Source organism: Lysinibacillus sp. COL-1 (genome assembly GCF_059814265.1).
The window spans coordinates 867,725-889,088 of record NZ_JCAWSJ010000004.1; the positions used below are offsets into that span (position 1 = coordinate 867,725).

General features: G+C 38.0%; 21 protein-coding genes. All 21 read left to right on the top strand.

Translation table 11 applies throughout. The features are described 5' to 3' along the window. Nucleotides 1–10 precede the first annotated feature (10 nt). The 21 genes from flhA (at nucleotide 11) to AC6BKE_RS12525 (ending at nucleotide 21,330) form a co-directional block, all read left to right on the top strand. Entirely contained in the window at nucleotides 11–2,044 is a 2,034-nt protein-coding gene (flhA, locus tag AC6BKE_RS12425; RefSeq protein ID WP_036124222.1) for a flagellar biosynthesis protein FlhA, read from the top strand. Continuing rightward, nucleotides 2,041–3,231, top strand: a complete 1,191-nt coding sequence (gene flhF / locus AC6BKE_RS12430) for a flagellar biosynthesis GTPase FlhF (RefSeq protein ID WP_058843506.1) — start codon at nucleotides 2,041–2,043, stop codon at nucleotides 3,229–3,231. The genes flhA and flhF overlap by 4 nt, the downstream gene beginning before the upstream one ends. Then, nucleotides 3,228–4,103 carry a MinD/ParA family protein gene (locus tag AC6BKE_RS12435; RefSeq protein ID WP_058843507.1) on the top strand — a complete coding sequence of 292 codons (876 nt, stop codon included), beginning with the start codon at nucleotides 3,228–3,230 and terminating at the stop codon, nucleotides 4,101–4,103. Before flhF ends, AC6BKE_RS12435 begins: the two co-directional genes overlap by 4 nt. Beyond that, nucleotides 4,104–5,258, top strand: a complete 1,155-nt coding sequence (locus tag AC6BKE_RS12440; protein WP_082673691.1) for a protein-glutamate methylesterase/protein-glutamine glutaminase — start codon at nucleotides 4,104–4,106, stop codon at nucleotides 5,256–5,258. Nucleotides 5,259–5,273: 15 nt separating this feature from the next. Next, entirely contained in the window at nucleotides 5,274–7,337 is a 2,064-nt protein-coding gene (locus AC6BKE_RS12445) for a chemotaxis protein CheA (protein ID WP_036124212.1), read from the top strand. 27 nt (nucleotides 7,338–7,364) lie between these two features. After that, nucleotides 7,365–7,811 carry a chemotaxis protein CheW gene (locus AC6BKE_RS12450; RefSeq protein WP_036124209.1) on the top strand — a complete coding sequence of 149 codons (447 nt, stop codon included), beginning with the start codon at nucleotides 7,365–7,367 and terminating at the stop codon, nucleotides 7,809–7,811. A gap of 9 nt (nucleotides 7,812–7,820) precedes the next feature. Beyond that, on the top strand, nucleotides 7,821–8,453 hold the full coding sequence (locus AC6BKE_RS12455; protein WP_036124206.1) for a chemotaxis protein CheC: 633 nt from the start codon (nucleotides 7,821–7,823) through the stop codon (nucleotides 8,451–8,453). Continuing rightward, a complete protein-coding gene (locus AC6BKE_RS12460) occupies nucleotides 8,453–8,959 on the top strand; it encodes a chemotaxis protein CheD (protein ID WP_369802726.1) in 507 nt (168 codons plus the stop codon). Before AC6BKE_RS12455 ends, AC6BKE_RS12460 begins: the two co-directional genes overlap by 1 nt. Next, nucleotides 8,959–9,330 (top strand): hypothetical protein, encoded by a 372-nt coding sequence (locus AC6BKE_RS12465; protein WP_036124203.1) that lies wholly within the window; start codon nucleotides 8,959–8,961, stop codon nucleotides 9,328–9,330. Before AC6BKE_RS12460 ends, AC6BKE_RS12465 begins: the two co-directional genes overlap by 1 nt. A gap of 685 nt (nucleotides 9,331–10,015) precedes the next feature. After that, nucleotides 10,016–10,786: a FliA/WhiG family RNA polymerase sigma factor gene (locus tag AC6BKE_RS12470; RefSeq protein ID WP_036124200.1), complete on the top strand. Its 771-nt coding sequence runs from the start codon at nucleotides 10,016–10,018 to the stop codon at nucleotides 10,784–10,786. Nucleotides 10,787–10,809: 23 nt separating this feature from the next. After that, nucleotides 10,810–11,118 carry a hypothetical protein gene (locus AC6BKE_RS12475; RefSeq protein WP_036124197.1) on the top strand — a complete coding sequence of 103 codons (309 nt, stop codon included), beginning with the start codon at nucleotides 10,810–10,812 and terminating at the stop codon, nucleotides 11,116–11,118. A 9-nt stretch (nucleotides 11,119–11,127) separates the two neighbouring features. After that, nucleotides 11,128–11,712, top strand: coding sequence for a hypothetical protein (locus AC6BKE_RS12480; protein ID WP_342504059.1), 585 nt, complete (start codon nucleotides 11,128–11,130; stop codon nucleotides 11,710–11,712). 156 nt (nucleotides 11,713–11,868) lie between these two features. Next, entirely contained in the window at nucleotides 11,869–12,588 is a 720-nt protein-coding gene (gene rpsB / locus AC6BKE_RS12485; RefSeq protein WP_004269262.1) for a 30S ribosomal protein S2, read from the top strand. 99 nt (nucleotides 12,589–12,687) lie between these two features. After that, nucleotides 12,688–13,575 carry a translation elongation factor Ts gene (gene tsf, locus AC6BKE_RS12490; protein WP_036124190.1) on the top strand — a complete coding sequence of 296 codons (888 nt, stop codon included), beginning with the start codon at nucleotides 12,688–12,690 and terminating at the stop codon, nucleotides 13,573–13,575. A 213-nt stretch (nucleotides 13,576–13,788) separates the two neighbouring features. Continuing rightward, nucleotides 13,789–14,514: a UMP kinase gene (gene pyrH, locus AC6BKE_RS12495; protein WP_036124188.1), complete on the top strand. Its 726-nt coding sequence runs from the start codon at nucleotides 13,789–13,791 to the stop codon at nucleotides 14,512–14,514. Then, complete coding sequence (frr, locus tag AC6BKE_RS12500) at nucleotides 14,514–15,071, top strand: ribosome recycling factor (protein ID WP_036124184.1); 558 nt, start codon at nucleotides 14,514–14,516, stop codon at nucleotides 15,069–15,071. Before pyrH ends, frr begins: the two co-directional genes overlap by 1 nt. Nucleotides 15,072–15,382: 311 nt before the next feature. Next, on the top strand, nucleotides 15,383–16,177 hold the full coding sequence (uppS, locus tag AC6BKE_RS12505) for an undecaprenyl pyrophosphate synthase (protein WP_036124181.1): 795 nt from the start codon (nucleotides 15,383–15,385) through the stop codon (nucleotides 16,175–16,177). Beyond that, entirely contained in the window at nucleotides 16,174–16,974 is an 801-nt protein-coding gene (locus tag AC6BKE_RS12510; protein ID WP_036124178.1) for a phosphatidate cytidylyltransferase, read from the top strand. Before uppS ends, AC6BKE_RS12510 begins: the two co-directional genes overlap by 4 nt. Nucleotides 16,975–17,037: 63 nt before the next feature. Beyond that, nucleotides 17,038–18,183, top strand: coding sequence for a 1-deoxy-D-xylulose-5-phosphate reductoisomerase (gene dxr, locus AC6BKE_RS12515; RefSeq protein ID WP_058843508.1), 1,146 nt, complete (start codon nucleotides 17,038–17,040; stop codon nucleotides 18,181–18,183). A gap of 46 nt (nucleotides 18,184–18,229) precedes the next feature. Continuing rightward, nucleotides 18,230–19,492 carry an RIP metalloprotease RseP gene (gene rseP / locus AC6BKE_RS12520; protein WP_141903475.1) on the top strand — a complete coding sequence of 421 codons (1,263 nt, stop codon included), beginning with the start codon at nucleotides 18,230–18,232 and terminating at the stop codon, nucleotides 19,490–19,492. A 131-nt stretch (nucleotides 19,493–19,623) separates the two neighbouring features. After that, the gene (locus tag AC6BKE_RS12525; protein ID WP_499856879.1) at nucleotides 19,624–21,330 is read left to right on the top strand and encodes a proline--tRNA ligase; all 1,707 of its coding nucleotides are present in this window, start codon (nucleotides 19,624–19,626) and stop codon (nucleotides 21,328–21,330) included. Nucleotides 21,331–21,364 lie beyond the last annotated feature (34 nt).

Below are 21,364 nucleotides of genomic sequence, written 5' to 3' on the forward strand. Positions count from 1 at the left end.
AGGGACACAAATGAAAGTTCGCGATATTGGGGTTTTAGGTGCGGTTATTTTAATCGTTGCGATGCTCATCATCCCTCTTCCTCCGTGGATGTTAAGTTTCTTAATTGTCATTAATATTACATTAGGATTAATTGTACTGCTAACAGCAATGAGTATGAAGGAAGCATTGGACTTTTCTATCTTCCCATCGGTCATTTTACTGTTAACCTTGTTCCGATTAGGACTAAGTGTTTCCACAACCCGTGCTATTTTAGCAAATGGTGATGCAGGGTCAGTCGTTGAAACCTTTGGTGATTTCGTAGTTGGCGGGAATGTTCTTGTTGGTTTAGTTGTCTTCTTAATTCTAGTGTTAATTCAGTTTATTGTAATTACAAAGGGCGCGGAGCGTGTAGCTGAAGTAGCAGCACGTTTCACACTCGATGCAATGCCTGGTAAACAAATGAGTATTGATGCTGACTTAAATGCAGGGGTCATTTCCGAAAAAGAAGCACGTGAACGACGTGAAAAGGTATCGGGAGAAGCAGACTTCTATGGAGCGATGGATGGTGCCACAAAATTCGTAAAAGGGGATGCCATTGCCTCAATGGTAATGGTTATTATCAACCTATTATTTGGGATCATTATCGGGGTAGTGCAAATGGGTCTTCCATTTGCAGAAGCAGCAACTCATTTTTCTAAACTAACAGTTGGAGATGGTATTGTATCCCAAATCCCGGCTTTACTTATTTCAACAGCTACAGGGATTGTTGTAACCCGTGCCTCTTCAAAAGGAAGTCTTGGCCAGGATATAACAGGACAATTATTTGCTCAGGCAAAGCTTCTTTATGTAGCTGGTGGAACGATTATCTTACTTGGATTATTTACACCAATTCCAGATTGGATAACGATTCCAATTGGTGCGTCACTCATTACAGGAGCATATATGATGGGGCGTAAGAAGCCAGAGGATGAAGAGGAATTACTTGAAATTGAGGAAGAAGTGGCAACAGATGGCATGAAGAGCCCTGAAAATGTTGTGAATTTATTAAATGTGGACCCGATCGAATTTGAATTTGGTTATGGATTAATACCTTTAGTAGATGCTACACAAGGTGGGGATTTATTAGATCGTGTTATTATGATTCGACGACAGCTAGCATTAGAATTAGGTATCGTCATCCCAGTTGTTCGTATTCGAGATAATATTCAGCTGCAACCAAATGAATATCGTATTAAAATAAAAGGGAATGAAATGGCACGAGGCGAGCTCTTATTAGATCATTATTTAGCGATGAGCCCTGGTGATGATGACTCTATTGAAGGAATTGATACTGTGGAGCCATCATTTGGACTACCAGCGAAATGGATTACGGAGCAAGTGAAAGAAGATGCCGAAATGTATGGTTACACAGTTGTTGATCCACCAAGTGTGGTGTCAACACACTTAACAGAAATCATTCGAGCAAATGCACATGAGTTACTAGGACGCCAAGAGACGAAGCAGTTAATCGATCACTTACGCGAAACACATCCTATTTTAGTCGAAGAATTAACACCGACTCCTTTGTCTACTGGAGAAATCCAAAAGGTACTTGGCAAGCTTCTTCGAGAAAATGTGTCTGTACGTAACTTACCTATAATTTTTGAGACATTAGCAGACTATGCAAAATTAACGAGTGATACAGATATTTTAACGGAGTATGTCCGTCAAGCATTAGCACGTCAAATTACTGCACAATATGTTGGAGATAGTTCAGCATTAAAGGTGATTACGGTGTCAGGTAAAGTAGAAAAAATGATTGCTGATAGTATTCAACAAACGGATCACGGAAATTATTTAGCAATGGATCCTCAAGATTCTCAAACCGTTTTAGAGACTATTGCAGCAGAAGTAGAGCGTGTTTCCTTTATGGAGCAATCCGCTATCATTTTATGCTCTCCAGCAGTTCGTATGTATTTACGACAATTGACGGAGCGTTATTTCCCTCAAATTCCAGTTCTCTCTTATAATGAGCTGGATGCTTCAGTTGAAATTCAAAGTGTTGGGGTGGTGAATGTTCAATGAAAATGAAAAAATATTATGCATCATCCATACCAGAGGCGATGAAGCAAGTGCGGGCAGAATTAGGTGAGGACGCAGTCATTTTAAATTCAAAAGTAGTCATCACAAAGAAATTTTTCGGTATGATTAAAAAGAAAAGTTTTGAAGTGGTCGCGGGAGTTGATGTTATGGAGCCAAGTTATGTGGCTCCAGCACCAGCTGTACTACCTGTAGAAACAAAAGAAAATGCAAGGTTACAAGAGATTACAAATGCTATTCAAGCAAAAGTCCATCAAGAGCCAACACCACATGTTGCAGCAGTGCATGAGGATACTAGCATCTCTGAAGAATTGAGGAAGGAAATTGCAGATTTAAAATCTTTAATGCAATCGATGCATAAAAAGACCACCCAAGCTCAATATCCCGATGAACTCTTCCCCTTCATTGAATACTTAAGACAGCAAGAGCTAAGTGAAGAGCTCATCACAACGATAGGTGATGAGCTTTTTATGCATTTCAAAGAAGCGTCAGAAATAAATTTTTCACAATGTAAATTAATAACGAAAAATTTACTACGTAAGCAGCTAGAGGCCCTTCCTGTTGGAGGATTGTCCTATGAAAGAAAGTATATAAATGTTTTAGGCCCAACAGGAGTTGGAAAGACTACAACGATTGCTAAAATGGCAGCGCGAGCTGTGTTAGAAAAAAAGAAAAAAGTCGGCTTTATTACGACCGATACGTATCGAATTGCTGCCATAGAACAGCTAAAAACATATGCAGGTCTTTTACAGGCTCCAGTTGAAATTGCTTATAATGCGACCGATTTCGAGCAAGCAATCCAAAGTTTATCCCATTTAGATTTGGTGTTTATTGATACAGCAGGTCGCAATTATAAAGAGGTCAAGTATGTGGATGATCTCCAACGTCTCATTAAGTTCGATGATCAAGCAGAGTCTTACTTAGTCCTTGCTATGACAACGAAAGAAAAGGATATGGAGAACATTGTAGACCAATTTAAGCAATTACCAATTGAAAAATTCATTTTCACAAAAATTGATGAAACAAATTCTATTGGCACAATGATCAATTTAATGATTAAATATAATAAAGGACTTGCTTACTATACGAATGGTCAAGAAGTACCAGAAGATATTGAGGAAGCTGATTTAGAAGCAGTACTTAATTTGTTTTTTCAAGGTGAAGAAAAATGAGAGACCAAGCTGAAACATTACGCTTGAAAATGATGAGGCAGCAGGGCGAACTAGGTAGAGCCATCGCAGTTGTCAGTGGCAAAGGTGGAGTAGGTAAAAGTAACTTCACCATGAATTTTGCTATAACCTTGGCCCAAAAGGGAAAAAGAGTTGCCATTGTAGATATGGATATTGGGATGGGGAATATTCATATTTTAATTGGGAAAAATGCTTCTTATAGTTTGAAAGACTATTTAGAAGGAAATAAATTACTAGATGAGGTAATATTTGAAGGACCTTATGATCTAAAGTATATTTCAGGTGGGTCTGGTATGACGAGCGTTCTAGATTGGTCACAAAGTATGTTTGAGCGATTGATTCATGCCTTTGAACAGCTTCAAAAAAACTATGATTATATTTTATTTGATATGGGGGCTGGTGCGACAAATTGGTCATTAGACTTACTGACATCCATTGATGAAATTATTGTCATTTCAACAGCGGAGCCTACTTCTATAACAGATGCGTACTCCATGATGAAATATATTCATGTACGTGATCCAGAGAAGGAGTTTTACATTCTTTGTAACCGTGCTTTTAGCAAAGAAGAAGGAATTGAAACGAATGAACGTTTAAAAATAACGATGAAACGTTTTTTAGACAAAGAAATAACCATTCTAGGTTCATTACCTGAAGATCCAGTTGTGCGTAAGGCTGTGCGTGAGCAAGTACCATTCTCGCTTGCTTATCCAGACGCACTAATATCAAAGACATTACAACTTATAGTCGTTCGTTTTATGGAACATCGTGCAGAGGAAATACACGCACATGAACAAACAGCTAAAAAATTTTTATCGAAACTCAGAAGTATTTTCTCGAAAGGGCGTGATTAATTGGACTTTTTACATAAAAGCAAGCTATTAGTTGTGGATGATTCTGCTTTTATGAGAAAGCTAATTAGTGACTTTTTTGTTGGCAACTCTAAGGTGGAAGTAGTTGGAACGGCACGAAATGGAAAAGATGCGATCAAAAAAATACAGTCGTTGAAGCCAACAGTTGTGACAATGGATATTGAGATGCCTGAAATGAATGGGCTAGATGCTTTAAAAGAAATTATGATTCAATGTCCAGTTCCTGTAATAATGCTCTCGAGTACCACTCAACGTGGGACAGAAAATGCAATAGCAGCAATTGAGAGTGGTGCAGTAGATTTTGTCGCAAAGCCAAGCGGAACCATTTCTCTTGATTTACATAAAATCCAAAATGAGCTTGTTCACAAAGTAGAGCAGGCGGCAATGGTGCCGATTTCCAAACTGAAAAAACCTTCTGGTAGTAAAAAACAACAAGAACCAGTGACAAGAGCGAGTACCGTAGTAAAGGAGCCACAACAGCATGGACGAACACCAACTCTTATGAATGTTGCTGCTAGCAATGTAGCTACATCAAAGCCACTGGTAGAATGGAGTAAAGTTGGAAAGAAAATGGTGTTAATTGGTACATCAACCGGAGGACCTCGTGCACTTCAGGAGGTCATTACTAAAATTCCTAAGTCCATACAAGCACCTATATTAATTGTTCAGCATATGCCAGCTGGATTTACTAAATCACTTGCTACTCGTCTGGATCAGCTAAGTGAAATTGCTGTAAAAGAAGCGGAACAGGGCGATATATTGCAAAATGGAGTAGCTTATATTGCACCGGGTGGTTATCATTTAAAGCTGAGAAAAGTAGGAACGACTTTTGGCATTGTTCTTGATAATCAGGAAGCACCGAGATCAGGCCATCGCCCTTCTGTAGATGTAATGTTTGAAGATGTTAGTCAATATAAGGATTTTGATAAAGTGGCAGTCATTATGACTGGTATGGGCCATGATGGTTCTAATGGACTGAAAGCATTGAAAAAAAGTGGTAATGTCATAGCTATTGCAGAATCAGCCGAAACTTGCATTGTATATGGTATGCCAAAAGCAGCAGTAGAAACGCAACTTGTTGATGAAGTTGCAGATGTAGATGATATTGCACAAACAATAATGAAATATTTGCCTTAAAAGGGGTGTCCTCTTATGGAAGTCAATCAATATTTAGAGATGTTTATCGAAGAAAGTAAAGAGCATTTACAAGCATGTAGTGAACATTTATTAGAATTAGAGAAGAATCCAGATGATTTGGCCATTGTTGGGGAAATATTCCGCTCTGCCCACACGTTAAAAGGTATGTCTGCCACAATGGGCTTTGAAGATTTAGCGGATTTGACACATAAAATGGAGAATGTTTTAGATGCTATTCGTAATGAGAAAATCCATGTCACACCTGAAATACTAGATGTTGTCTTTGAATCTGTTGATCATCTAGAAGAAATGGTGATGGATATTGCGAACGGTGGAGATGGTAAACGTGATGTTTCATCAACTGTTGCTCAACTGAAGCGCATTGAATTAGGTGAGGAAGCAGTACCAGAAGTGGTAGCAACAGTGGCACCGGCAGTCGTTGCAAGTGTTTTAGAATATGATAGCTTTGAACAAACAGTTATTACACAATCATCTGAACAAGGCTTCAATGCATTTGAAATTGCAGTTACATTACGTGAGGATTGCCTATTAAAGGCTGCGCGTGTATTTATGGTGTTTGAAATTTTAGAAAAAGATGGAGATGTCATTAAGTCCAGTCCATCTGTTGAAAAGCTTGAAGATGAACAGTTTGATCAACAATTCTATGTTGCTTTTGTGACAAAAGAAACAGCCGAAGATATGCAGAAAAAAATAATGAAGGTTTCAGAGGTTGATGAAGTCGTTGTGACAACAATTGACCTGAAGAAATTTAGTGAAAAACAATATGAAGCCCATCAGGAAGTAGCAGCAACAGCAGTGGTAGAAGCAGAACCAACACCAGCAGCTACGCCTGCGAAAGCTGAACCTGTTGCGGCACCAGCCAAAGCAGCAGCACCAGCTAAAGCTGATAAAGCTCATGCACCTGTAGGGAATAAAACGATTCGTGTAAATATTGAACGTCTTGATATTTTAATGAACTTGTTTGAAGAGCTTGTCATTGATCGTGGTCGACTACAATCGATCGCTACAGAAGTGAATCATGGTGAGTTAAATGAAACAGTAGAGCGCATGAGTCGTGTGATGGGTGATCTACAAACAATTATTTTAACGATGCGTATGGTACCAGTGGAAACAGTATTCAACCGATTCCCAAAAATGATTCGTCAGCTATCGCGTGACTTAAATAAAAAGATCAACCTAGAAATCATCGGTGCAGAAACCGAGTTAGATCGTACGGTTATAGATGAAATTGGGGATCCACTAGTTCACTTAATCCGTAATTCTGTGGATCATGGGATTGAGAATCCGACGGCTCGTCGTGCAAAAGGTAAGCCAGAAGAAGGAACAGTTGTCCTACGTGCGTATCATAGTGGAAACTATGTCTTTATTGAAATTGAAGATGACGGCGCGGGCATTAATCGTGAAAAAGTACTAGCGAAAGCTATTTCAAAAGGCATTGTGACACAAGAACAATCATATTCAATGTCTGATAAACAGATTAATGAGCTTATTTTAGCTTCAGGCTTCTCAACTGCCGATGTCATTTCTGATGTTTCTGGTCGTGGGGTAGGTTTAGATGTTGTGAAAACAACGATTGAATCACTTGGTGGTAATATTTCAATTGAATCTACACAGGATGTTGGATCTATCTTCTCGATTCAATTACCACTGACATTATCGATTATTTCAGTCATGCTGGTGGAGATTGAAAAAGAAATTTATGCAATTCCACTATCTTCTATTATTGAAACATCTATTATCCGTTCATCAGAGATTATGAATGCGCATAATCAAAAAGTAATCGACTTCCGTGGCAAGGTTGTTCCATTGGTATTCTTAGAGGAAATCTTTGAGGTTCCTCGTAAAGAGTCACAAGATGAAGAATTCCATTCAGTCGTAATTGTTCGCAAAGGTGAAAAACTTGCTGGTCTAGTAGTGGATTCTTTCATTGGACAACAAGAGATTGTCTTGAAGTCATTAGGAAATTACTTAACAAATATCTTTGCCATTTCAGGTGCAACGATTTTAGGTAATGGTAAAGTAGCCTTAATTGTAGATTGCAACGCACTAATTAAATAAGGTGAATGAATAAGAGAGGTGTAAAGTATGACAAACGCAGTGGAACAAGAAAGTATTAAAGTAATTGTCTTTCAGCTAGCAGATAAAGAATATGCAATTCCCGTGTCCCATGTACAAGGAATTGAAAAATTAATGCATATTACGCGTGTACCGAAAACCGTGAAATATGTGAAAGGTGTAATCAATCTACGAGGTGTTGTTACACCAATAGTCGATTTACGTGAACGCTTTGAACTACCTGTTTCTGAACATGAAGAAACAACACGCATTATCATTATTTCATTAGAAGATATGGAAGTAGGTTTTGTTGTAGATTCAGCAAACGATGTTATTGATATTCCAGCAAGTGCAATTGAACCGCAACCAGAGGTCGTTGGCTCACTTGAAGAAGAATTTATTTCAGGTGTTGCCAAAGTAGAGAAACGATTATTAATCTTGTTACATTTAGAAAAAGTATTAAATCCACTAAAGTAGGGATCGATAATGACATTTAATCAAAAGATTACATCGCTACATTTAGATGTATTAAAGGAAATTGGAAATATTGGTGCTGCGCATGCCGCGACAGCACTTTCCAATTTACTTGGGAAAAAAATTGATATGCGCGTTCCAAAGGTAGAAATGGTGTCCTTTAACGAAATGATGGAACTGGCTGGCGGATCTGAAAACGTTGTAGTTGGTATTTACCTTCGTATTGAAGGAGATGCTGAAGGAAGTATGTTCTTTATTTTACCTATCGAGCAAGCAAATCGCTTTATCCGTCGTCTTATTTTTGATGATACATTTGACTTTAAAAAACAACCAGTTTCAGAGCTAGGCTTATCAGCTATGCAAGAAATGGGCAATATTTTATCGGGCTCCTATTTATCTGCCTTATCGGACTTTACCAATTTGAAAATTTACCCAACAGTACCTGGTCTAAGTGTAGATATGTTTGGCGCTATTATCAGTATTGGTTTAATCGAATTATCACATGTAAGTGATAATGTTATTGTGATAAATACATCCATTTTTGAAGAAGGTGTAGAAGACCACGAAACGGTGAGAGGTCATTTCTTCCTGCTTCCCGATCCCGACTCATTCGATGCAATTTTTAAAGCATTAGGAGTTTCATGATGATGTTAAGCAGCAGTAGTGGACAAGTAATTAAAGTGGGAATTGCACAAATGGATGTAGTAAAGTTACCTAACACCATTCGAACTTCTGGTCTTGGTTCTTGTGTGGGCGTTATTTTATATGATGAGTCAAAAAAAATTGCTGGTTTAATCCATGTGATGTTACCAGATTCAAGCTTAGGTAGAGCTGAGTCAATCAATGTGGCAAAATTTGCAGATTCAGGTATTGCAGCAATGATAGATTTATTAAAATTAGAAGGCGTTCAAAAATTTAAACTAAAGGCAAAAATTGCAGGGGGGGCGCAGATGTTCCAATTTACATCTGACAAAGATACGATGCGTATCGGTCCCCGCAATGTAGAAGCAGTTAAACATGAGTTAAAGAGACATGGAGTACCTTTAGTGGCCGAGGATACTGGTGGAAATAGTGGTAGAACGATTGAATTTAATCCTGCAACGTCGATATTACATATTCGAACAGTTAACCAAGGAGTGAGCGAAATCTAATGTTTGGTTCTATTTTTTACAATCTATGGGGAGCATTAATTGCTTTTTCAATTTATTTTTTCAGTACATTTCAAAAACCATCTACTCCCCTTCGCATCATCATCAGCGCTTTTGTTGTAGCAATTATCGTCTTTATCGCTATGTATATAGTACGTTTTTTAATTGCTTACATCATGTTTACGCCAGAGGCTAATGAAGAAGTGGATGAAGATGGTCTAACAGATCATGAACTTGATGCTACTGATGGCGCAAAGCAAGAAGCTCCAGCAGTTAATTCAACGGTTGAATTTCAAGATGAAAATTCGGAGGAAATTGCTCAAGTAGTACGAACGATGATGAATCGAGAAGAAGAGCAACAAGTGAATGCGTAAAAATGAGTCGCGAATAGCGGCTCTTTTTTTATTGGGCATTTGAAGGCTTTATTATACGAGAAAATCAAAAGTTCAGGCTAGGAAGACGAAAGCTTATTAGCGCACTTTATTACAGGAGGAAAACTACCGCTTAATGAAGCAGGTAAGCAAAAATGGTCAAAAGGAGGGGGAGGGCGAACATGGTATTAGTAATGGGCTGAAGCAATCGCTCGTAGATCTCAATATTCAATGGAAAAATTATAGCACGTTTTTGAAACGACAATTGGTACATTGTGGATGCAATGTAGGTATTATAACCTTTTTGTTCAATGTCATAGTTATGATGCACCTTCGCATCGAATTAAATAGCGTCCTAAATTATAAGTTTAATTCTGTAGACAAATTTTAGAACTGTATCCAACTGTTCATCATAACAAGGGTACAGTTTTTCTATGAGATTAAAAAATTAAGGAATATATTAGAGAGTAAGAGAAACAAATGAAATTATAGTCGATTCTTGTTATAATATAGGAAAGATGGCAACTGCTTATCGAGTTTTTAACTATTCGAAGCTCACGTCTAGATTAGCTTTAATGTGGATTTTTTACAAAGATTAACCGAAAAATCCTGTTGAATGATTAATTTTATGAGCGCAAATAGTCAGTGGCAAACGGGCGCGTAAAGCGTTTTTAGAGAGGTGGATTTCATGACACAACCAATTCTGAACGATGAGCAAAAACTATGGAATCGCTGGATTCATGAGCGTGATCCAGATGCTGGTGATTTACTTATAAAAAAATATATTTCTTTAGTATCTTACCATGTCCAACGTATTGGTGCGGGTTTGCCAAAGAGCGTATCACGAGACGATTTAACGAGTTTAGGCATGGTAGGGCTTTTTGATGCATTAAATAAATTTGATATTAACAGAGATTTAAAATTCGATACATATGCTTCGTTTAGAGTAAGAGGCGCTATCATTGATGGTTTACGTAAGGAAGACTGGTTACCGCGTTCAGCGCGTGAAAAAGCCAAAAAATTAGATGCTCAAATTGAACAATTAGAGCAAAAATATATGCGTCATGTAACACCTGAGGAACTTGCGGAGCATATGGAAGTATCTGTTGAAGATGTGTACCAGACAGTGCAAGAGCATTTTTTTTCAAATGTTCTTTCCATTAATGAGCAACAGGATCAAGAGGAAGCGGACGGTAAGTCATTTGTCATCCGAGATGATACGACAAAAACACCTGAGCAAACTGTTATTAAATCGGAGTTATTAGGTGACTTAGCTGAGAATATTCAAAAGCTCAATGAAAAAGAACAGCTTGTACTTAGTTTATTTTACACAGAGGAATTAACTTTGACTGAAATTGGTGAAATGCTTGAACTGTCAACATCACGTATTTCACAGATTCATTCAAAAGCGCTATTAAAGCTACGAAAGCTATTATCAAGTGAAATGATTAATGCGTAAATATCCTTGAGGGAGAGATTCCAATGAGTTTAAAAGGTGTCGAATTACAAATTGCTATTCCAAAAACATTTGAAGCGGGGAAAATGGCAGATCAGGCACAGCAACAAGCATTAGCCCAACAGGCACACGCAAATGAAGCATTAAAAAAAGAAGTAGAGCGCAAGCAAAAAATTGTCAATACAACAGAAGGTATGGATGAAATTAGTGAGGATGAGGATGCAGGTGGCGAATATTTAACAGGTATTCATAAAAAGAAGAAAAAGAAGCAGGGTCAACAAGAAAAACAGGCACAACATCCGTTTAAAGGGAATTTCGTGGATTTTAGTGGATAGGAGTTTACAATGACAACCATACTAATAGCGTTACTATTCTTTTTACAGCTACTTTCATTTTACTTCCTTATTATTTTAAATACAAAGCTAGCAAAATTTAAGGATTTAGAAAAGAAGCAAGAACGTTTAATGAGGGAAATGGACGATACGATTACGGCTTATTTAGCAGAAATGAAAGATGAAAATGACCGACTTATTAAAGAGTTACAAAATGTCAAACAGCCCGAAATAGCGGCGAGTAGCTTGCAGCAAATAGAACAAAGTGTGACACCAATGGAACAGTCGTCTTCGGATTTAACCCAAGGGACTAAAAGTGATAGTTCGCTAAGTTTAGATAAAGATTCTCGTATCTACGTACCTAAAAAAATTGTAGCAAATGCTTATTCACGTCAGCAACATACTGGTGCAAAAAAGGCACAAGCAGTGCCATCTCCAAAAGAGGAGATGGCAAGTCTACCTGAAAAAGAAAAAATGCTGACGGTGGAACAGCAAGCGCTAGAATTAGCAAAGCAGGGAAAATCGGTAGAGGAGATAGCGAAACAACTGCAAAAGGGGAAAACAGAAATCGAGCTTTTACTGAAATTTCATCACTAAATTGTTGCGAATCAATCAAAGCTATGATATAGTTGCAAATGGTGTTATTACTACACACGCATTTTGATGTAGTAAGTGGTGCTCTAAGCTTAGGGTAGCTTGTTGCAGATGATAAATGCGGAGGATAAAAACCAAACATACTAGGAGGAAATTCACATGTCAGTAATTTCTATGAAACAATTACTTGAAGCTGGTGTACATTTCGGTCACCAAACTCGTCGTTGGAACCCAAAAATGAAGAAATATATCTTCGTTGAACGTAACGGGATCTACATCATCGACTTACAAAAAACGGTTAAAAAATTAGAGGAAGCTTATGACTTCATGCGTCAAGTTGGTCAAGACGGTGGTAAAGTTCTTTTCGTTGGTACGAAAAAACAAGCACAAGAAGCGATCAAAGATGAAGCTGAACGTTCAGGCAACTACTACATCAACCAACGCTGGTTAGGTGGTACTCTTACAAACTTCGGTACAATTCAAAAACGTGTTGCACGTATGAAACAAATCGAAAAAATGGAAGAAGAAGGAACTTTCGAAGTTCTTCCTAAAAAAGAAGTAATCCAACTTAAAAAAGAACACGAACGTCTAATCAAATTCCTAGGCGGTATCCGTGATATGCACGATCTTCCAGACGTAATGTTCGTGGTTGACCCACGTAAAGAGCGCATTGCTGTTGCAGAAGCTCGTAAATTAAACATCCCTCTAGTAGGTATTGTTGATACTAACTGTGATCCAGATGAAATCGACTACGTAATCCCTGCTAACGATGATGCTATTCGTGCTGTTAAACTTTTAACTGCTAAAATGGCTGACGCTTTAATCGAGTCAAAACAAGGTGAAGAAGAAGCTCCAGCTGTAGAAGCTGCTGCTGAGTAATTCACGTTTACAAAAAGGTGATAAGTGGCTCAAAACCCTTATCACCTTTTTTAGAACCTATCATTAAATAGTTCAACCAATTTGAGGAGGAAACACTAAATGGCAAACATTACTGCACAATTAGTAAAAGAATTACGCGAAAAAACTGGCGCTGGTATGATGGATTGTAAAAAAGCGTTAGTAGAAACTGATGGTAACCTAGAAGCTGCAATCGACTTCCTACGTGAAAAAGGTCTTTCGTCAGCTGCTAAAAAAGCTGACCGTATCGCTGCAGAAGGTACAACTTACATTTTAGAACAAGGTAACGAAGCGATTATCGTGGAAGTAAACGCTGAAACTGACTTCGTTGCGAAAAACGACAAATTCCAAGTATTAGTTTCTTCTTTAGCAGAGCAATTACTTGCTGCTAAACCAGCTTCAGTTGAAGCCGCTTTAGAGCTTACAAATGCTGAAGGTGTAAAAATTGAAGATCAAATTTCAACAGCTGTTGCAACAATTGGTGAAAAAATTACACTTCGTCGTTTCGAAATTAAATCAAAATCTGATGCAGATGCATTCGGTGCTTACTTACACATGGGCGGCCGTATTGGTGTATTAGTGACTTTAGAAGGTTCTACTGATGCAGCAGCAGCTAAAGATGTTGCGATGCACATTGCAGCAATCAACCCAACATATGTTTCTCGCGATGAAGTTTCTGCTGAAGAAGTTGAACGTGAGCGTAAAGTATTAACAGAGCAAGCTCTTAACGAAGGTAAACCAGAAAACATCGTTGCGAAAATGGTTGAAGGCCGTCTTGGTAAATATTTCGAAGACGTTTGCTTGCTTGATCAAACATTTGTTAAAAACTCAGATCAAAAAGTACGTGATTTCGTAGCTTCAACTGGTGGTTCAGTAAACGGCTTTGTACGTTACGCTGTTGGTGAAGGTATCGAAAAACGTGAAGATAACTTTGCAGAAGAAGTAATGAGCCAAGTTAAAGGTAACTAATTTCGCTTGCATTTGATTCTAATCAAATAATATCTAGATTATCTAGACTAAAATGGGGAACACAACATAGCGTGTTCCCTATTTTTCCGAAATGAACGAAAAACGGATATAATTTTCTATTCTGCCTTATTCACAACTAGCAATTATTGTTAGATATACTATAATGGAAAAGGGAATAGAAAGGTTTTAAATAAAGTCTTACGGAGGTTTACAATGAGTGTACCGCAATATAAACGAGTAGTTATTAAACTAAGTGGTGAAGCGTTAGCTGGAGAAGCGGGCTTCGGTTTATCACCAAAAATAATCAAGTCTGTTGCAGAAGAAGTAAAAGAAGTAGTAGATCTTGATGTAGAAGTTGCTGTTGTTGTAGGTGGCGGTAATATATGGCGTGGTAAAATAGGTAGTGAAATGGGAATGGATCGTGCTGCAGCCGATTATATGGGCATGTTAGCAACCGTTATGAACTCACTAGCTTTACAAGATGCTCTTGAAAAATTAGGTATTGAAACACGCGTTCAATCTTCTATTGTGATGACTCAAGTAGCGGAGCCATACATTCGTCGTAAAGCAGTTAGACATCTAGAGAAAAAACGTGTCGTTATCTTTGCAGCAGGGACAGGTAATCCGTTCTTCTCTACTGATACTACTGCCGCATTACGCGCAGCAGAAATTGACGCAGATGCGATTTTAATGGCTAAAAATAATGTCGATGGCGTTTATTCGGCAGATCCAAAAGTGGATGAAACAGCCATTAAATATGATACACTCACATACTTAGAAGTTATCCAACAAGGCTTACAAGTAATGGATTCAACGGCTTCCACTTTATGTATGGATAACGATATCCCGCTAATTGTTTTCTCAATTACGGAGCCAGGTAACATTAAACGTGCTGTACAAGGCGAAAAAATCGGAACAGTTGTTAGGAGGAACGTATAATGGCTAAACAAGTCTTAGAACAAGCAAAAGAAAAAATGAACAAAACAATCACAGCTTTCTCACGTGAACTATCATCTATTCGTGCAGGTCGTGCGAACGCATCTTTATTGGATCGTATCATGGTAGACTACTATGGGGCACCAACACCAATTAACCAACTTGCAGGTGTTTCTGTACCAGAAGCTCGCTTACTAGTCATTACACCTTACGATAAAACAATTTTAGGTGATATTGAAAAAGCAATTATGAAATCAGATATCGGGATTACACCAACAAATGATGGTTCGATCATTCGTTTAATGATTCCAGCGCTAACAGAAGATCGTCGTAAGGATCTAGTAAAGCAAGTGAAAAAAGAAGCGGAAGACGCAAAAATTGCTGTACGTAACGTTCGTCGCGATGCAAACGATGATTTGAAAAAACTTGAAAAAGCTGGCGAAATCACAGAAGACGATCTACGTGGCTATGGTGACGATATTCAAAAATTAACAGATGAATTCATTGTGAAAGTAGATCAAGTAGCGAAAGATAAAGAAAAAGAAATTTTAGAGGTGTAAACAAGACGTTTTACATGTCTATGATGGAACTTTTTGATGAGATGAAGGCGTCCTATACATAACAGGACGTCTTTTCGCTTTATTGTTCATAATCAATTGCTTTGTCATATAAAGAGCATACATGAAATGCGAAAAGATCATTAATAACAACATCATCGATTTTCTAACAAACTTATTCTTTATTATGTGTATAGTTCTAAAATAAGCTAGTACATACATAGTCAATTTAGAGGGAAAAAAAAGACAAAAAGCGCTTTTGTTTGTTATGATAGGTTAGTATACGTCCGATTAGTTGTAGTGGGGGAGTTAGCATGTTTAAAAAGCTATTAGGAAAACAAATAAATATGGATACACTATCATTGGAGGAGCGTGTGGCCCTAACTAAAAGCGAGCCGATTCCTGCCCATGTAGCGATTATTATGGACGGAAATGGACGTTGGGCGAAAAAACGTGCTATGCCACGAGTTGCTGGTCATCATGAAGGAATGAAGACCGTACGTAAAGTAACTAGGTTTGCGTCGGATTTAGGAATTAAAGTTTTAACCGTATATGCATTTTCCACAGAAAATTGGAAGCGACCAAAACCAGAGGTTGATTTTCTTATGCGTCTACCTGTTGAATTTTTAGGTTCTTTCTTACCAGAAATGATGCAGCGTAATGTACGTGTCGAAATGATTGGCGATCCATCCTTATTACCTGCTCATACGCAAAAGGCGTTGTATGAGGCAATGGAAGAAACAAAGCATAATACAGGGCTTGTCTTAAATTTTGCGCTGAACTATGGGAGTCGTTCTGAAATGGTCAATGCCATGAAAACGATGCTGCAAAAAGTGCAGGACGGTCAATTAACGATGCAAGACATAACAGAAGAATGCTTAACGTCTCATTTAATGACGGCCCATTTGCCTGAACCAGATCTTCTAATTCGTACAAGTGGTGAAGTACGATTAAGTAACTTTATGTTATGGCAGCTCGCCTATACAGAATTTTGGTTTACAGATACATTGTGGCCAGATTTTAGTGAGGAAAGCTTACTGGAAGCGGTGGAAAATTATCAGAAGCGTAATCGCCGTTACGGTGGGTTGAAGGGAGAAGAAACAACTTGAAACAACGAATTATCACGGCAATAATTGCAGCAGCACTTTTTATTCCGTTCGTTATTTATGGCAAAGTACCATTTACCATACTTGTGCTTGCAATGGCTATTGTCGGTTTTTATGAAATCTTAAAAATGAAAGGGATTTCCATTTTTTCTGTGCCTGGTTTTCTAGGATTAATAACATTAGTATTACTTGTTATACCGAAAGATTGGAGTGAAAAAGTTGTAGAGACAATAGGCTATTCATCCAATTTAATGGTTGTTTATGGTCTAATGATGTTACTGCTGATTTACGTGGTCCTTGTAAAAAATAAAATAACCTTTGACGAAGTGGGCTTTATTTTATTGGGTGCATTTTATGTGGGGTTAGGATTCCATTATTTAATTGAAACAAGAAATGTTGGATTAGAGTATGTTGTCTATTGTTTATTAGTTGTTTGGACAACAGATTCAGGTGCCTATTTTGTAGGAAGAAAATTAGGAAAGAATAAGTTATGGCCTGAAATCTCACCGAAGAAAACGATTGAAGGTTTTCTAGGCGGAATTGTCATTGCGGTTATTTTTGCAGTTGGTATGCAACTCATTTACCCATTTGCAAATGGTTATATATCACTTGTTTTTGTCACGATTTTTGCCTCTATTATTGGACAAATGGGAGATTTGGTAGAATCAGCTATCAAACGTCATTTTGATGTAAAAGATTCGGGCAATATTTTACCAGGGCATGGCGGAATTTTAGATCGCTTCGATAGTCTATTATTTGTCGTGCCTCTCCTTCATTTTTTACATTTGTTTGGTAATTAATCTGTATATTAAAAGACATCTTGCTAAATCATTTGCTTAGATAGAAAAAGGGGACAATTTGTTGTGAAAAAAATTAGTTTATTAGGTGCAACGGGTTCAATCGGTTGGCAAACCTACGATATTTTAAAAGAACAACGTGATGCGTTTCAATTAGTGGCTTTTTCTTCAGGGAAAAACATTGAGAAAACACGAGAAATGATTGAAACATTAAAACCCGAGCTAGTTTCTGTGCAGCTAGAAGAGGATGCACGAGACCTTGCGAAAGATTATCCTGAAATCCAATTTACATTTGGGGCGAAAGGTCTTGTAGAAGTTGCTACACATCCAGACTCAACTGTACTCGTCAATGCTGTGCTAGGCAGTGTTGGTCTGGAATCAACATTAGCAGCTATTCGCATGGGCAAAACGATTGCCATTGCTAACAAGGAAACACTTGTTACAGCTGGTCATTTAGTCATGGCAGAAGCCAAAAAACATAAGGCCACGATTTTACCTGTTGATAGCGAGCACTCAGCCATCTTCCAATCAATGAATGGCGAAAATCCCAAAAATATTGAGCGTTTAATTATTACAGCTTCAGGTGGTAGCTTCCGTGATAAAACACGTGACCAATTACAACATGTGACGGTCGCAGATGCATTGAATCACCCGAACTGGTCTATGGGCGCAAAAATTACGATAGACTCCGCAACAATGATGAATAAAGGATTAGAAGTCATTGAAGCACATGTTTTATTTGATATGCCATATGATAAAATAGATGTACTTTTGCATAGAGAAAGTATTATTCACTCTCTTGTTGAGTATCATGATACTAGTGTGATTGCTCAGCTAGGCACGCCAGATATGCGCGTACCGATTCAATATGCTTTAAGCTATCCTGATCGTATACCATTACATAATGGTCAGCGACTAAATTTAGCGCAAATTGGACAACTACATTTTCAAGATATGGACTTTGAGCGTTATCCGGCTTTGCGTTTAGCATATGAGGCTGGTCGTACAGGTGGTACCATTTTGACAGCGATGAATGCAGCAAATGAAGCGGCAGTTGCAGCCTTTTTACAAGGGAAAATTACATTCCTTGAAATTGATGAGACGATTGAACGAGTAATGCATGCACATCAAAACATTGCAGTACCAGATTTACAAACGATTTTACATGTGGACAGTGAGACAAGAAAAATAGTGTTAGACATGGTAAAATAACGAAAGTACTGTATCGTTAACTAATCGCTATTAAAGGTGGGATATTATGCAAACAGCCATTGCATTTATTTTAATATTTGGGATGCTCGTCTTCTTCCATGAACTTGGACATTTCTTATTTGCTAAACGTGCAGGTATTTTAGTGCGTGAATTTGCTATTGGAATGGGTCCCAAAATTTATGGGAAAACGCATGGAGAAACAATGTATACTATTCGATTATTGCCTATCGGTGGGTATGTTCGTATGGCCGGCGAGGATATGGATGGCACTGAACTACAGCCAGGCTATCGAATAGGGCTAATTGTCGATGAAGATAATGTTGTGAAAAAAATTATTTTCAATCAAAGTAATAAGCAGCTACCAGATTTATTATTTTTAGAAGTTGAGCGTGCTGATTTAGAGAAGAATTTATTTGTAGAAGGCTATGATGAAGAAGAACGTCTAGTTCGTTATGACGTAGCAAGAGATTGTGTTCTTGTGGAAAATGGTCGTGAATTGGTCATTGCACCACATGATCGTCAATTTAATGCAAAAACAGTTGGTCAACGTGCGATGACAATCTTTGCAGGTCCTTTGTTTAACTTTATTCTTGCGTTTGTGATTTACTTGGTAATTGGGTTAATCCACGGTGTCCCAACATACGAGCCGATTATCACTGAAGTAGTAGAAAATGATCCAGCTGCACAGGCAGGAATGCTTGCGGGAGATAGAGTAACAGCCATTGACGGACAAGCCGTTGAAAAATGGCAGGATTTAGCCGCTATTGTTCAAGATCATCCAAACGAAGAAATTACAGTGACTGTGGAACGTGATGGACAATCTATGAACTTAAATATGACTGTGAAAGAAATCCAGCAGGATGGCGAAAAATATGGTCAAATTGGTGTGCGCTATGACAGTCCGAGAGAATTTAATCCATTAAAAGCTGTAGTTTATGGAGCACAAGAAACCTATAATATGACCATGAAAATATTTGAGCTTCTTGGTATGTTGATTACTGGTAAGTTCACAATAGATGCGCTTTCTGGACCTGTTGGCATTTATAAAGCAACAGAGCAAGTAGCCCAGTATGGTATTATGAACTTAATGAATTGGGCCGCAATGTTAAGTATTAACTTAGGAATTATGAACCTACTTCCATTACCAGCACTTGATGGTGGTCGTTTATTATTCTTTGGTTTTGAAGCTTTACGTGGTAAACCAATTGATCGTCAAAAAGAGGGAATTGTCCATTTCGTAGGAATTGTCCTACTGATGATTTTAATGGTTGTCGTGACATGGAACGATATTCAACGATTCTTCTTTTAAACCAATGACAGTTAAATGAAATTTCATTTTCTAGCTTTGAGCGCAATTACTATGAAACATTGCGCTCAAAGCTAAATTTGTTTATGCTATTGAGAGTATAAACTTATCTATTAAAAAAGGTGGAACACTGAATGAAGCAAAGTAAAACATTTATCCCAACATTACGTGAAGTACCTGCGGATGCTGAGGTAAAATCACATAAGCAATTACTACGAGCAGGGTTTATTCGTCAAAATACAAGTGGGGTATACTCGTATTTACCGCTTGCAAAACGTGTCTTAACAAAAATTGAAACAATTATCCGTGAAGAAATGGAAGCCATCAACTCTATTGAGCTTCTAATGCCTTCTTTACAATCTGCTGAGCTTTGGCAGGAATCAGGTCGCTGGGAAAAATACGGACCAGAATTAATGCGCCTAAAAGACCGTCACAACCGTGATTTTGCATTAGGACCAACTCATGAAGAAGTGATTACAACTTTAGTACGTGATGAAATTAAATCCTATAAAAAATTGCCGTTAACATTGTATCAAATTCAAACTAAATTCCGTGATGAAAAGCGCCCTCGCTTCGGCTTACTACGAGGAAGAGAATTTATAATGAAGGATGCTTATTCTTTCCATGCATCACGTGAAAGTTTAGATGAAACATATGAAGATATGTATCGTGCGTATTCAAATATTTTTTCCCGCCTTGGCTTAAACTACCGCGCTGTCATTGCAGATGCAGGTTCGATTGGCGGTAAAGGTACACATGAATTTATGGTGCTGTCTGAAATTGGGGAAGATACGATTGCCTACTCAGATACTTCTGACTATGCAGCAAATATCGAAATGGCTGAAGTCATTGCGGATTATCAACCATCAGATGACGCTTTAAAAGAAGTTGAAAAAGTGGCAACACCAGAGCAAAAAACAATTGAAGAAGTATCAGCATTCTTAAATGTAGAGTCAGCCAATGTGATCAAATCTTTAGTGTTTGATGTAGACGGAGAGCTTGTAGTTGTCCTTGCACGTGGGGATCATGAAATTAATGATATCAAGCTGAAAAATGCACTTGATGCAGGTTCTGTGGAGCTGGCTAGTGAAGCAGCAATCCGTGAATTATTAGGCTGTGGCGTTGGTTCAATTGGGCCAGTGAAATTACCAGTAGACGTAAAGGTAGTAGCGGACCAAGCTATCAAATCTATCCGTAATGGTATTGCAGGTGCAAATGTAGATGGATTCCATTTAGTGAATGTCAACCCAGAGCGTGATTTTGCTGTGAATGACTACTTAGATATTCGTTTTATTAAAGAGGGAGATCCTTCCCCAGACGGACAAGGGTTTATTAAATTCGCAGAAGGTATCGAAGTTGGTCATATTTTTAAATTAGGTACTACATACTCTGCTAAAATGAATGGTACTTTCTTAGATGAGCAAGGGAAGGCTCAACCGTTTATTATGGGCTGTTACGGTATTGGGGTATCTCGTATTCTAGCTGCCGTGGCTGAGCACTTCCAAGATGATAATGGATTTACTTGGCCAATACAATTAGCACCATATGATATTCATGTTGTGCCAGTTAACACGAAAGATGAGGCGCAAGTGGCATTAGCAGATGAACTTTACGGTTTATTAAAATCATATCGTTATGATGTACTTTTAGATGATCGTGCCGAGCGTGCAGGTGTAAAATTTGCAGACGCTGATTTAATTGGTTTACCTGTGCGTGTAACGGTTGGTAAAAAAGCATCTGAAGGTATGGTAGAAGTGAAATTCCGTCAAACTGGTGAAACATTTGAATGGAAAAAAGAAGAGGTCATTGATCGCCTTAACGAATTTTTCCGTAAAAACTAATGGCTTGTTAAGAGATCGGTTATAATTGGAAGTT

What these genes read in the sequence shown, in the direction of transcription:
- flhA (WP_036124222.1), top strand. Translation starts at nt 11, where the DNA reads ATGAAAGTTCGCGATATTGGGGTTTTAGGTGCGGTTATTTTAATCGTT.
- flhF (WP_058843506.1), top strand. Translation starts at nt 2,041, where the DNA reads ATGAAAATGAAAAAATATTATGCATCATCCATACCAGAGGCGATGAAG.
- AC6BKE_RS12435 (WP_058843507.1), top strand. Translation starts at nt 3,228, where the DNA reads ATGAGAGACCAAGCTGAAACATTACGCTTGAAAATGATGAGGCAGCAG.
- AC6BKE_RS12445 (WP_036124212.1), top strand. Translation starts at nt 5,274, where the DNA reads ATGGAAGTCAATCAATATTTAGAGATGTTTATCGAAGAAAGTAAAGAG.
- AC6BKE_RS12450 (WP_036124209.1), top strand. Translation starts at nt 7,365, where the DNA reads ATGACAAACGCAGTGGAACAAGAAAGTATTAAAGTAATTGTCTTTCAG.
- AC6BKE_RS12455 (WP_036124206.1), top strand. Translation starts at nt 7,821, where the DNA reads ATGACATTTAATCAAAAGATTACATCGCTACATTTAGATGTATTAAAG.
- AC6BKE_RS12460 (WP_369802726.1), top strand. Translation starts at nt 8,453, where the DNA reads ATGATGTTAAGCAGCAGTAGTGGACAAGTAATTAAAGTGGGAATTGCA.
- AC6BKE_RS12465 (WP_036124203.1), top strand. Translation starts at nt 8,959, where the DNA reads ATGTTTGGTTCTATTTTTTACAATCTATGGGGAGCATTAATTGCTTTT.
- AC6BKE_RS12470 (WP_036124200.1), top strand. Translation starts at nt 10,016, where the DNA reads ATGACACAACCAATTCTGAACGATGAGCAAAAACTATGGAATCGCTGG.
- AC6BKE_RS12475 (WP_036124197.1), top strand. Translation starts at nt 10,810, where the DNA reads ATGAGTTTAAAAGGTGTCGAATTACAAATTGCTATTCCAAAAACATTT.
- AC6BKE_RS12480 (WP_342504059.1), top strand. Translation starts at nt 11,128, where the DNA reads ATGACAACCATACTAATAGCGTTACTATTCTTTTTACAGCTACTTTCA.
- rpsB (WP_004269262.1), top strand. Translation starts at nt 11,869, where the DNA reads ATGTCAGTAATTTCTATGAAACAATTACTTGAAGCTGGTGTACATTTC.
- tsf (WP_036124190.1), top strand. Translation starts at nt 12,688, where the DNA reads ATGGCAAACATTACTGCACAATTAGTAAAAGAATTACGCGAAAAAACT.
- pyrH (WP_036124188.1), top strand. Translation starts at nt 13,789, where the DNA reads ATGAGTGTACCGCAATATAAACGAGTAGTTATTAAACTAAGTGGTGAA.
- frr (WP_036124184.1), top strand. Translation starts at nt 14,514, where the DNA reads ATGGCTAAACAAGTCTTAGAACAAGCAAAAGAAAAAATGAACAAAACA.
- uppS (WP_036124181.1), top strand. Translation starts at nt 15,383, where the DNA reads ATGTTTAAAAAGCTATTAGGAAAACAAATAAATATGGATACACTATCA.
- rseP (WP_141903475.1), top strand. Translation starts at nt 18,230, where the DNA reads ATGCAAACAGCCATTGCATTTATTTTAATATTTGGGATGCTCGTCTTC.
- AC6BKE_RS12525 (WP_499856879.1), top strand. Translation starts at nt 19,624, where the DNA reads ATGAAGCAAAGTAAAACATTTATCCCAACATTACGTGAAGTACCTGCG.